Raw genomic sequence first — 12147 nt, 5'->3', positions numbered from 1 at the left:
TAGTGCGCGGGCGGCCGCGACGTGCCGCACCGCGAGCGGCCCGGGCGGCGCGGCGCACGGACGGCACCGGCGGACGCGCCGGGCGGCGCGTCGGCCACCGGGCTGCGCGTCGGTCACCGGGCCGCGGGCGCCGTAGCCTCCGGGCCGCGGAATGCGGCGGGCCGTCCCGCCCGGCGGACTTCGTCCTACCGCTGCGGCGCCGGCCCCGTGCTGTCCCGGACCACCAGGGAGACGCCCAGCGGCGGGCGGTCCGCCGGAGCCTCCTCGACGACCAGCTGGACGGCCCGCTCGCCGGCCTCCTCCAGCGGCAGCCGGACGGTGGTCAGGGCCGGCCGCAGGTCCACGGCGAAGGGCACGTCGTCGAAGCCGACCACCGAGACGTCGCCCGGCACGGCCCGGCCCAGGTCGTCCTGCACCGCGGCCAGCACGCCGGCCGCCATCACGTCGTTCAGGGCCAGTACGGCGGTGAGGCCCGGTTCGCGGGCGAGCAGCTCCAGCGCCGCCTCGCGGCCGCCGGCCCGGGTGAAGTCGGCGAACACCACGCGGCTGTCCGGCAGTTCACCGCCGAGCTGGGCCAGCGCCTGGCGGGCGCCGGCCAGCCGCTGCTGGACGGTCAGCAGCTCCGCGGGGCCGGCCACCACACCGATCCGCCGATGGCCGAGCCGCCAGAGTTCGGTGGCCGCCCGGGCCGCTCCCCCGGCATGGTCCAGCGGGACGGCCGGCCCGGCGCCCCGCTCGCCGATGCAGGCGACCCGCCCGCCGTCCTCGCGGAAGCCGGCCAGCTCGGCGGCCAGCCGGTCGGTCAGCGAGCGGTCGTCCGTACCGCTGCCGGCCAGCAGCAGGGCGCGGGCGCGCTGGGCGCGCAGGCTGCGGACGTACTCGATCTCCAGCTCCGGGTCGCGGAAGGTCGCGGCGATCATGATCATCAGGCGTTGGCGGCGGGCGGCCCGCATCGCCCCGGCCGCGATGGCGGCGAAGTACGGGTCGGCGACGTCGTGCACGATCAGCCCGACCACCGAGGTGGCCGAGCGGGCCAGCGCCTGGGCGGGCGCGTTGGAGACGTAGCCCAGCTCCCGGGCGGCACTCTCCACCCGTCGGCGCAGCTCCTCGCCGACGGTGCGCGAGCCGCCGCCGTGCAGCACGCGGGAAGCGGTGGCAATGGACACCCCGGCGTGTTCCGCGACGCGCTGCAGGGTGACGGCGCCGGTGGACCGGCCCGCACGAGTGGTTGACCTGGGGTTCGCCATGCTCGTAACGTACCTCGTGGAAAGCGCTTACCATGACCGTTCCGCACGTCACGGCGCCCCCACCCCGCCCACCTCCGCCGGCGTCGTCCGCATCCGCCCCCGCCGGCCACCGCACGAAGGAGCCCGACATGGCCATCCGGCCGATCGGCATCATCATGAACGGCGTCACCGGACGCATGGGCCACCGCCAGCACCTGGTCCGCTCGATCCTCGCGATCCGCGAGCAGGGCGGGCTCGTCCTGCCGGACGGCACGGTCGTCCGGCCCGAGCCCGTGCTGGTCGGCCGCAACGCCGACCGGGTGCGGGCCCTCGCCGAACAGCACGGCATCGAGCAGTGGACCACCGACCTCGACAAGGCGCTCGCCGACCCGGCCAACGAGATCTACTTCGACGCCCAGCTGACCCAGGTCCGGGAGCCGGCGATCCGGGCCGCGATCGCCGCCGGCAAGCACATCTACACCGAGAAGCCCACCGCCGAATCGGTCGACGCCGCACTGGAGTTGTCCCGGCTGGCACGGGCCGCCGGGGTCCGCAACGGCGTGGTGCAGGACAAGCTCTTCCTGCCCGGCCTGCGGAAGCTGAAGCGGCTGGTGGAAAGCGGTTTCTTCGGCCGGATCCTCTCCGTCCGGGGCGAGTTCGGCTACTGGGTCTTCGAGGGCGACTGGCAGAGCGCCCAGCGCCCGTCCTGGAACTACCGCGCCGAGGACGGCGGCGGCATGGTGCTGGACATGTTCCCGCACTGGCAGTACGTGCTGGAGCAGACCTTCGCGCCGATCACCTCGGTGTACGCGCACACCGCCACCCACATCCCCGAGCGCCGGGACGAGGCGGGCCGCCCCTATCCCGCCACCGCCGACGACGCCGCCTACGGCGTCTTCGAGCTGGAGGGCGGCATCGTGGCCCAGATCAACTCCTCCTGGGCGGTGCGGGTCGACCGGGACGAACTGGTCGAGTTCCAGGTCGACGGCACCGAGGGCAGCGCCGTCGCCGGACTGCGCAACTGCCGCTTCCAGCACCGGGCCGGCACCCCCAAGCCGGTCTGGAACCCGGACCTGCCGGCCACCGAGCCGTTCCGCGGGCAGTGGCAGCAGGTGCCCGACAACGAGGAGTTCGACAACGGGTTCAAGGCCCAGTGGGAGCAGTTCCTCGCCCACGTGGTCGCGGACGCGCCCTTCCCCTACGACCTGCTGGCCGGCGCGAAGGGCGTCCAACTCGCCGAGCTGGCGCAGGAGTCGGCCCGGACCGGGCGACGCCTGCCGATCCCGCCGCTGGCCCACTGAGCCATCGCAGGCCGCAGTCCCCTTCCACCCGCCCGCCAGATTCGAGGCCAGTCATGTCCGACGAGATCCTGCTCCCCCGCCCCTCCGGGGACCTCCTGCGCTACCGGGTCCCCGAACCGCCCTCCTGGCCCGCCCCGGCCGGCCCGGCCCGCAGCCGTACCGTGTTCGCGGCCGCCCACGTGGTCGCCGACCCCGCCCGGGCGCACCGCCCCGGCGCGCCCGCCGCGCTCGACTGGGAGGCCACCCTGGCCTTCCGCCAGCACCTGTGGTCCCTCGGCCTGGGCGTCGCCGACGCCATGGACACCGCGCAGCGCGGCATGGGCCTGGACTGGGCCACCACCCGCGAGCTGATCACCCGCTCCGGCGCCGCCGCCCGGGCCTGCGGCGGGCGGCTGGCCTGCGGCGCGGGCACCGACCAGCTGACCGCCGCCGCACCCGGCCTGAACGAGATCGTCGAGGCCTACCAGGAGCAGGTGGAGGTGGTCGAGGCGGCCGGGGCCCAGGTGATCCTGATGGCCAGCCGGGCGCTGGCCGCCACCGCGGCCGGCCCGGAGGACTACGCCGAGGTCTACGGCCGGCTGCTGGCCGGGACGGAGCGGCCGGCCGTCCTGCACTGGCTCGGCACGCCCTTCGACCCGGCGCTGGAGGGCTACTGGGGCTCGGCCGACCTGGACGAGGCGGCGGCCCTGGTGCTGGAGATCATCCGCGACAACGCGGCCAAGGTGGACGGCATCAAGGTCTCCCTGCTGGACGCCGACCGGGAGATCGCGCTGCGCCGCGCGCTGCCCGAGGGCATCAAGATGTACACCGGCGACGACTTCCACTACCCCGAGCTGATCCTCGGCGACGACCGCGGCTTCAGCCACGCCCTGCTGGGGGTCTTCGACCCGCTCGCCGGCCACGCCGCGGCCGCCCTGGACGCCCTGGACCGGGGCAACACCGCCGCGTACCGGGCGATCCTCGAACCCACCGTGCCGCTGGCCCGGCACATCTTCACCGCGCCGACCCGCCACTACAAGACCGGGGTGGTCCTGCTCGCCCATCTCGCGGGCCACCAGGACCACTTCACCATGGTCGGCGGCGAGCAGGACAGCCGCGACCTCGTCCACCTGGCCGAGGTGTTCCGGCTGGCCGGCGAGGCCGGGGCGCTGCCCGACCCGGATCTCGCGACCACCCGGATGCGGGCCCTCCTCGCCTCGCGGGGCGTGGCCGGATGACCGCCCGTCCCGCTGCCCGCCCGGCCGCCGGCCGTCTCGCGGCCGCCCCCGGCCTCGAAGGGCTCTCGCTCAACACCGCCACCACCAAACGCTGGACCCTGCCCGAGGCCGTCGACGGCTGCGTACGGGCCGGTGTCCCCGGCATCGGGCTGTGGCGCGACCGGGTCGCCGAGACCGGCGCCGCCGAGGCGGCCCGGCTGGTCCGCGAGGCCGGGCTGACCGTCACCAGCCTCTGCCGCGGCGGCTTCCTCACCGCGCCGGACGCCGCCGGCCGCGCCGCCGCGCTGGAGGACAACCGGCGCGCCGTCGAGGAGGCGGCCACCCTGGGCACCGACGTCCTGGTCCTGGTCTGCGGCGGACTGCCCGAGGGCAGCCGCGACCTGCCCGGCGCGCGCCGCGCGGTCGCCGACGCGCTCGCCGAACTCGCCCCGTTCGCCAAGGAGCACGGCGTCCGGCCGGCGATCGAGCCGCTGCACCCGATGTTCTGCGCCGACCGGGCCGTGGTCTCCACCCTCGGGCAGGCCCTGGACCTCGCCGAGGAGGTGGAGGCCCGCACCGGCGACGACGGCGTCGGCGTGGTGGTCGACACCTACCACGTCTGGTGGGACCCTCAGGTCGAGGAGCAGATCGCCCGCGCGGCCGGCCGGATCCTGGCCTTCCAGGTCTGCGACTGGACGCTGCCGCTGCCCGCCGACGCCCTGCTCGGACGCGGCCACGTCGGCGACGGCCTGATCGACATCCCGCGGCTGGCCGCCGCCGTGGCGGCCGCCGGGTACACCGGGTTCACCGAGGTGGAGATCTTCAACCAGGAGGTCTGGGACACCCCGGGCGAGCAGGCCCTGCGTACCCTCGTCGAACGCCACCGCACCCACCTCGCCCGGATCTGACACCCGCACCGGGCGCTCCGGCGGCCCGGCCCGGCCCGCCGCCCGGGCGGGACGGGCCGGGCCCGCCGCCGGAGCGCCCCCGTCCCGTCCCCGGAGGACTTCGTGAACCGCCGCACCGCCCTTCGCTTCCTGGTCGCCCCCGACAAGTTCAAGGGTTCGCTGACCGCCGCCCAGGCGGCCGACCGCCTCGCCGCCGGACTGCTGGCCGGGGCCCCGGGCTCGGTCGTGCGCGTCCTGCCCGTCGCGGACGGCGGGGAGGGCACGGTGGACGCCGTCGTGGCGGCCGGGTTCGAGCGCCGCACCCTGCCGGTCGAGGGCCCGCTGGGCGACCCGGTGCAGGCCTCCTTCGCCCTGCGCGACGGGACGGCGGTGGTCGAGCTGGCCCAGGCCTCCGGCCTCGACCGGCTGCCGGGCGGGCGCCCGGCGCCACTGTGGGCCGCCACCCGGGGCACCGGACAGCTCGTCGCCGCCGCGCTCGACGCGGGCGCGCGGACGATCGTCCTCGGGGTCGGCGGGAGCGCCTCGACGGACGGCGGCACCGGGATGCTCACGGCCCTGGGGGCGCGTTTCACCGACGCCGCCGGCCACCCGCTCGCCGCCGGCGGCGGGGCGCTCACCGGGCTGGCGCGGGCGGACCTGTCCGGGCTCGACCCCCGGCTGGCCGCCACCGCCGTCGTGCTGGCCTGCGACGTGGACAACCCGCTGCTCGGGCCGGACGGCGCCGCCGCCGTGTACGGGCCGCAGAAGGGGGCCTCGGCCCAGCAGATCCGGCAGCTGGAGCAGGGCCTGCGCAGGCTGGTCGAGGTGCTGGGCGGGCAGGCCGCCGCGGTGGCCCGGCGGCCCGGGGCTGGCGCCGCCGGCGGGACCGGATTCGCCGCACTGGCCGGCCTGGGTGCCGTCCGGCGCCGGGGCATCGACGTCCTGCTGGAGGCCACCGGGTTCGGCCCGGCGCTCGCCGCCGCGGACCTGGTGATCACCGGCGAGGGTTCGCTCGACGCGCAGACCCTGCAGGGCAAGGCCCCCGCCGGGGTGGCCGCCGCCGCCCGGCGGGACGGCGTGCCGGTGGTCGCGGTCTGCGGCCGGCTCGCGCTGGACGCGGCGGGCCTGACGGCCCTCGGCGTCGCCCGCGCGTACCCGCTCAGCGCCCTGGAGCCCGACCCGGCGCGCTCGATGGCCGGCGCCGGCCCGCTGCTGGAGCGGCTCGGCGCGCGGATCGCCGAGGACTTCGGCGGGCGGACCGCCGAGGACCTCGGCCCGGGACTGCCGGACCCGGGCACCCCCGGGCCGGGTGGCAGGGGCCCTGAGTAGGCACGGCATGGCCGACCATGGCCACCACACCTGCTCCTGCTGCGCCGAACCGCAGTCCGGCCCGCCGATGTCCTACGGCGCCCCGGCCCCGGTGACCTGGAAGGGCCGGTACGCCTGGCGCCGGGACAGTGAGCTGACCGCCGACCAGTGCATGATCAAGGGGAAGCACTTCTTCGTCCACGGCCTGGTGGAGATACCGGTGCTCGACAGTGACGAGGTCTTCTCCCGGGGCGTCTGGGTCTCCCTCAGCGAGCCGAACTTCGCCCGCACGCACGACCTGTGGGAGGACCCGGCACGCGAGCAGGAGCCGCCGTACTTCGGCCGGCTCTCCACCGAGCTGCCCGTCTACGCCGAATCGACCCTCAACCTCAAGACCCACGTCCGCACCCGGGCCGTCGGCCGGCGCCCGCTGATCGAACTCGAACCCACCGGCCGTCCGCTCGCGGCGGACCAGCGCGAGGGGATCACCATGGCCCGGGTCCAGGAACTGGCGGGCCTGCTGCTGCGGGGCTGACCGCACCCGCCGGACGCCCGCGCGGTCCGGCCGTGCCCGAGGCCCACGACCGAGGCCCACGACCCGTCCGGTCGTGGGCCTCGCGGCGGTGCGGTGCCCGGTGCCCGGAGCACCGGGCTACGAACGGGGCCAGCGCAGGCTGTGCGTCCCCATCCCCAGCAGCCGGCCGGGCCCGCGGACCCCGTCCTCGTGCCACCAGCGGCTCAGCCCGGTGACCGCGGCCACGGCGCCGCCGAGGAAGAGCGGGACGAACAGGTCGAGCGGGTTCTCCCGGCCCTCCTCCAGCACGTCCCCGCCGAGCGCGAAGGTCTGGAACCCGAACACCACGGCGGCCACGAGTCCGACGATCGCCACGGTGAGCCACGCGGCGCGGCGGGCTCTCGTCCCGGCCAGGCTCAGCACGGTGTAGCGCAGCCGCTGCCGGCAGGTTCCGCACATCAGCGTCTCGGCCGTCCGGCCCTTGGCCGGCCGCGCTATCGGCAGCGGATGGACGGCGAACGTGTGCACCTTGACGCTGCCGCCGTGCTGGACGTCGGTCAGATGCGCGTACAACAACCCCGGGTAGGGCCCCAACTCCCGCTTGCCCATGATGGCGTGCCCCTCCCCGCCCGGCCGGCCGGGCCCTTCGGCGATCTCCCGGCTTCCCTTCCCCGTCCGGGGCGGTTCGCAACATCGGCGGGCGGTCCGGACGGACGGCCCGCCGCCGGGCGACGTCCCACGGACGGCTCGGGGCGCCCGGCCAACCACCGCCAGGGGGACATGTCCTGACATTGCGTCAGGCGGACCGGTCGATGTCCCCCGGGCCCACCGGGTGGGCGAACGGGAGCCCGACGGTCCAGCGGGCGAGTTCGTCGGCCGCGGCCGCCGCCATCCGGTGCAGCTCGCCGCCCAGGGAGCCGGCGACGTGCGGGGTGAGCACCACGTTCGGCAGGTCGTAGAGCGGGGAGTCGGGCGGCAGCACCTCGGGGACGGTGACGTCCAGCACCGCGTTCAGCCGGCCCGTGGTCAGCTCGGCGACCAGCGCGTCCTGGTCGATCAGCGAACCGCGGGAGGTGTTCACCAGGGTGGCGCCGTCGGGCATCAGGGCGAGCCGGCGGGCGTCGATCATGTGGTGGGTGGCCGGCAGTTCGGGGGCGTGCACGCTCACCACGTCGGCGGCGGCGCAGAGTTCGTCCAGCGGGACGGACCGGGCACCGAGCAGGGCGGCCTCGGCGGCGTCCACGTACGGGTCGTGCAACAGCAGGTGCAGGTCGTACGGGCGCAGCAGGTCGAGGACCCGCCGGCCGATCCGGGAGGCGCCGACGATGCCCACCGTACGGCGGTAGTTGCCGGCCCCGGCGTAGCCGGCCTGCCAGTCGTGCGGGGCGCGCAGCCGGCGGTAGTCGGAACGCAGTTGCAGCAGCCGCTTGTTGGCGGACAGGACGGCGGCGACGGTGTACTCGGCGACCGGCAGGGCGTTGGCCCAGGCGGCCGAGGTGACCTCGATGCCGCGCTCCCAGCAGGCCTCGGTGATGTGGTGTTTGACGGACCCGGCGGCGTGGATGACGGCGCGCAGCCGGGGTGCGGCCGCGAGGACGGTCGCGTCCAGCGGGGGGCAGCCCCAGCAGCTGACGATGACCTCGGCCTCGCGCAGCGCGGCGGCCGCCGCGGGGGTGCTGAAGTCGTCGACGACCAGCGCCGGGTCGAGGTCGGCGAGGGCGGTGAGCCTGGCCAGGGTGTCGGCGTCGAGCAGGCGGGGCGCGATGTCCGGCTGCATGGCGAGCAGGACGCGCGGGCGGCGGGCGGGAGCCGCGCCGGACGCCGTCCGGGAGGCGGACGCGGGCCCTGCGGCGGGGGGTGCGGGCTGCAGGTCGGGCATTCGGGGGGCTCCTGTGGGGCAGGTGGGGGCGGGCGGCCGCCGGGGCGGGGCCGCCGGGTCCGGCGCGGTGCGCCGGTGGCGGGGTGTGCGTCGGCGCCGCGGCGGGGCCGCACCGGCCGGGTGCCGGACGCGGCGGCCACCGGGCCGGGCGGCGTCGACGGGAGGGACGGGTGCGCGGGGCCGCCGCCCGTCACGGCGGCCCCGGGACGGGCGGCGCGGGGCAGGTCACTTGACGCTGCCCGCCGTCAGGCCCGCCCTCCAGTGGCGCTGCAGGGCGACGAAGGCGACCACCAGCGGCACGACGGCCAGCAGTGAACCGGTCACCACCAGCGGGTAGTACTCGGGGAAGGCCGTGGTCTGGGTGTTCCAGGCGTACAGGCCGAGGCTGACCGGGAAGAGCCGGTTGTCCGACAGCATCACCAGCGGGAGGAAGAAGTTGTTCCAGATCGCGGTGAACTGGAACAGGAACACGGTCACGAACCCGGGCATCACCATCCGCAGCCCGATCGACCAGAAGGTCCGCAGCTCGCCCGCGCCGTCGACGCGGGCGGCCTCCAGCACCTCGGACGGGATGTAGCCGGCGCAGAACACCCGCGACAGGTAGACCCCGAACGGGTTGACCAGGGACGGGATGAACACCGCCCAGAAGGTGTTGACGATGTGCAGCTGGGAGGCGAGCAGGTACATCGGCAGCGCCAGCGCGGTGGTCGGCACCAGGACGCCCAGCAGGACCAGTCCGAACAGCTGCTCCTTGCCGCGGAAGGCGTAGACGTGGAACGCGTACCCGGCGCAGACGCAGACGAAGGCGCAGAGGACGGCGCCGATCCCGGCGTACAGCAGCGAGTTGAGGTACCAGCGGAAGTAGATGCCGTCGCCGGTGGTGGCCAGGGCGTGCAGGTTGTCGCCGAGGTGCCAGCGCTCCGGGGACAGGCCCCGGCCGCCGAGCAGGTCCCCGGTGTTCTTGGCGGCGGCGCTGAGCAGCCAGCCGAGCGGGAGCAGGGTGTAGGCGGTGGCCAGTACGAGGGCGCCGTTGACGGCTCCCCTGGACAGGCTCCAGGGCTGCCGGCGGGCGGCGGGCGGCGGCACGGCGGGCGCGCGGTCGGGCCGGGTGCGGCGGCCGGGGGCGAGGATGCTCATGCGCCGGCCTTCGCTCGTCGGGAGGAGCCGGCCCGGCCGCCCCGGGTGATGGCGTAGGACAGCGCGGCGGCGGTCAGCGCGAGCAGGACGGAGGCGGCGGCGGCCAGACCGTAGTCGTTCCGGTCGAAGGCGGCGGAGTAGGCGTACATGTTGGGGGTCCAGGTGCTGGTCACGGCCGGTGCGGCGCCGTGCAGGATCATCGGTTCGGTGAACAGTTGGAGGGAGCCGATGACGGTGAACAGGCCGACCATGGTGAGCGAGGCCCGGATCAGCGGGATCTTGACGCTGAACGCGGTGCGCAGCGCCCCCGCGCCGTCGACCCGGGCCGCCTCCAGGACCTCCCGGGGGATGGCCTGCAGGGCGGCGTAGAAGATCACCATGTTGTAGCCGGCCCACTCCCACAGGGCGATGTTGACCACGGCGGGCAGCGGGTTGCCGAGCAGGTCGGGCTGCGCGCCGAGGGTGTCGAGGGCTCCGACCACCGGGCTGATCTCGGGTGTGTAGAGGTACATCCAGATCAGGGCGGCGATGATGCCGGGCACGGCGTGCGGCAGGAAGAGCGCCAGTTGGAAGAACCGGCGGGCCCGGGCGAGCGCGGAGTCCAGCAGCAGCGCGAGGAGCAGCGAGAGCCCGAGCATCAGCGGGATGTACAGCAGGCAGTACCCGGCGACGGCCAGGAAGCCCTCGCGGAACGCCGGGTCGCCGAGCGCCCGGGTGTAGTTGCCGAGGCCCGTGAAGACGCTGACGGTGCCGCCGAAGCCGAGCCCGGAACGGCGCTCGGTGTAGAGGCTCAGATGGACGGCGTAGCCGATCGGGATCAGCGTGCAGGCCGTGAAGAGCAGCATGAACGGGGCGAGCAGCAGGGCCGGGGCCCCGCGCCGCCCGGCCGTACGGGCGGTGCTGGGGCGGTCGGCGCGGGGGCGGTCGGCGCGGGAGCCGGCGGGGCCGGGGGCCGGCGTACCGGCCCCGGTCCGCGGCCCGGGGCCGGCCCCGGTGCGGGGGGCGAGCGGGCGGGTCATCACTCGGCGACCTGGAGCCCGCGGTTCTTCAGCTCCGCGACGGTGGCCTTCTGGGCACCCGAGACGGCCGCCTCGATGGTGTCGGTCCTGCCGGCGACCTTGCCGAAGGCGTCCTTGAGCGAGGTGTTGGTGACGCCCATCGCCGGGCCCCAGGTCCAGTCGGGGCGGATCGAGGTGGCGGCGGCGCTGTAGACGGCGTAGATGTCCTGGCCGCCGTAGAAGGCGGTGTCGAAGGCCTTCTTGGCGACCGGCACCAGCGCGGGGGCGGCCGGGAAGGCGGAGGAGGTGCCGGAGGCGATCCGGGCCTGGATGCCCTCCTCGGTGGTGGTCGCCCAGGTGGAGAACTCGACGGCGGCCTTGGCCTTCTTGCTGTCCTTGGAGACGGCGAAGGTGGTGCCGCCCAGCATGCCGCTGGCGGGCTTGCCGTCCCAGGTGGGGACCGGGGCGACGGCCCACTTGCCGGAGGCGTCGGGCAGGTTGCTCTTCAGCACCCCGCCGCCCCAGGAGGCGCCCAGGTAGCCGGCCGTCTCGCCCTTCTGCAGCGAGGCGGTCCACTGCTGGCTGAACGAGGGCATCACGTTGACCAGGTCGTCGGCGACCATCTTCTGCCAGTAGTCGGTGACCCGCTGGGTCTCGGCGCCGTTGATCCGGACGTCCCAGGTGGTGCCGACGGCGTTGAACCAGTGGGCTCCCGCCTGCCAGGAGTTGGCCTCGAAGGTGCTCGGGTCGTCCGGGAAGAAGGTGGCGATCCGGGCGGTCGGCTCGGCCGCCTTGAGGCGCTCGGCGGCGGTGCGGAACTCCTCCCAGGTCTTGGGCGGGGTGATCTGCGCCTTCTCGAAGAGGTCCTTGCGGTAGTAGAAGGCCTGCGGCGCGGCGTCCAGCGGGAGCGCCCAGCTGGCGCCGCCCAGGGTGGTCAGGTCGAGGGCCTGCGGCAGGTACTTCTTCTTGAGGTCGGCGCCGACCAGCTTGCTGATGTCCTGGACGGCGCCCTGGCTGACGAAGTCGGGCAGCTGGGGGTACTCGACGTTGAAGACGTCCGGCGCGTTGCCGGCCTTCACGGCGTTGGCGAGCTTGGCGTAGCCGCCGGCGTTGCCGGAGGGGATCTCCTCGAAGGTGACCTGGATGCCGGGGTGGGAGGCGTTGAAGGCGGTGACCACGTCCTTGGTGCCCTTGGCCCAGCCCCAGAAGGTGAGCGTGACGGGCTTGCCGTCGCTCTTGGCCTCGGCGGAGCTGTCGGAACTCCCGGAGCTGCCGCAGGCGGCGAGCAGGGCGAGCGAGAGGGTGGTGGCTGCTACCGCGGTGGCGCTGCGCAGGGCTCTGCTGCTGCGGCGGGAGGTGTGGGACATGGCGCGGCTCCTCTGCGATGGGGGTGCCGTCATCCTGGGACGGGTGCTGATCGAAGTCAAGAGTTTTAGATCAACTGATCTTTGACCGATCATTCGATCGCCGCGATCGACCCTCACCCCACGGCCGCGCGCAACCCCGCCGGCCCGCCGGAGCGACGACCGTGACCAGCCCCGACGTCAAACCGGGGCTTCGCCACGCGGTCCCGCCCCAGGAACGACCCGCGGCGGACTCGATCGATCCCCCCGATCATTCGATCGCCATCCTTGACGAACGATCACGGCCTTCCTAGATTCGGGACGCCCGCGCGGTGACCGCCCGCTCCGGCCCCGGACC

11 protein-coding genes are annotated in these 12147 nt (G+C 75.1%); 5 read left to right on the top strand and 6 right to left on the bottom strand.

Annotation, left to right across the window (positions count from 1 at the left end):
- Window positions 1-185 precede the first annotated feature (185 nt).
- Window positions 186-1247, bottom strand: coding sequence for a LacI family DNA-binding transcriptional regulator (locus IE329_RS09370; RefSeq protein ID WP_190210386.1), 1062 nt, complete (start codon window positions 1245-1247; stop codon window positions 186-188).
- A gap of 128 nt (window positions 1248-1375) precedes the next feature.
- On the opposite strand from IE329_RS09370, the gene IE329_RS09365 reads away from it, so the two are divergent.
- The 5 genes from IE329_RS09365 (at window position 1376) to IE329_RS09345 (ending at window position 6453) form a co-directional block, all read left to right on the top strand.
- Entirely contained in the window at window positions 1376-2527 is a 1152-nt protein-coding gene (locus IE329_RS09365) for a Gfo/Idh/MocA family protein (protein ID WP_190210385.1), read from the top strand.
- Between the two features lie 53 nt (window positions 2528-2580).
- A complete protein-coding gene (locus IE329_RS09360; RefSeq protein WP_190210384.1) occupies window positions 2581-3744 on the top strand; it encodes a dihydrodipicolinate synthase family protein in 1164 nt (387 codons plus the stop codon).
- Window positions 3741-4631, top strand: a complete 891-nt coding sequence (locus tag IE329_RS09355) for a sugar phosphate isomerase/epimerase family protein (protein ID WP_190210383.1) — start codon at window positions 3741-3743, stop codon at window positions 4629-4631. Before IE329_RS09360 ends, IE329_RS09355 begins: the two co-directional genes overlap by 4 nt.
- A 102-nt stretch (window positions 4632-4733) precedes the next feature.
- The gene (locus IE329_RS09350; RefSeq protein WP_190210382.1) at window positions 4734-5939 is read left to right on the top strand and encodes a glycerate kinase; all 1206 of its coding nucleotides are present in this window, start codon (window positions 4734-4736) and stop codon (window positions 5937-5939) included.
- A gap of 7 nt (window positions 5940-5946) precedes the next feature.
- Window positions 5947-6453: a DUF2199 domain-containing protein gene (locus IE329_RS09345; RefSeq protein ID WP_190210381.1), complete on the top strand. Its 507-nt coding sequence runs from the start codon at window positions 5947-5949 to the stop codon at window positions 6451-6453.
- A 117-nt stretch (window positions 6454-6570) separates the two neighbouring features.
- Here IE329_RS09345 and IE329_RS09340 read toward each other — a convergent pair whose 3' ends face one another.
- From IE329_RS09340 to IE329_RS09320, 5 genes are all read right to left on the bottom strand, one after another.
- Entirely contained in the window at window positions 6571-7041 is a 471-nt protein-coding gene (locus tag IE329_RS09340; RefSeq protein WP_190210380.1) for a hypothetical protein, read from the bottom strand.
- Window positions 7042-7228: 187 nt separating this feature from the next.
- Window positions 7229-8209, bottom strand: a complete 981-nt coding sequence (locus IE329_RS09335; protein WP_229927317.1) for a hydroxyacid dehydrogenase — start codon at window positions 8207-8209, stop codon at window positions 7229-7231.
- A 327-nt stretch (window positions 8210-8536) separates the two neighbouring features.
- Entirely contained in the window at window positions 8537-9448 is a 912-nt protein-coding gene (locus tag IE329_RS09330) for a carbohydrate ABC transporter permease (protein ID WP_190210378.1), read from the bottom strand.
- Entirely contained in the window at window positions 9445-10467 is a 1023-nt protein-coding gene (locus IE329_RS09325; RefSeq protein ID WP_190210377.1) for a carbohydrate ABC transporter permease, read from the bottom strand. Before IE329_RS09325 ends, IE329_RS09330 begins: the two co-directional genes overlap by 4 nt.
- Entirely contained in the window at window positions 10467-11813 is a 1347-nt protein-coding gene (locus IE329_RS09320) for an ABC transporter substrate-binding protein (RefSeq protein ID WP_190210376.1), read from the bottom strand. The genes IE329_RS09325 and IE329_RS09320 overlap by 1 nt, the downstream gene beginning before the upstream one ends.
- Window positions 11814-12147: the final 334 nt, after the last annotated feature.

This window comes from Kitasatospora indigofera (assembly GCF_014655955.1).
Classification (GTDB): Bacteria; Actinomycetota; Actinomycetes; order Streptomycetales; family Streptomycetaceae; genus Kitasatospora; species Kitasatospora indigofera.
The sequence above is the reverse complement of the archived record's forward strand: the minus strand, read 5'-3'. Positions and strand labels throughout refer to the sequence as shown.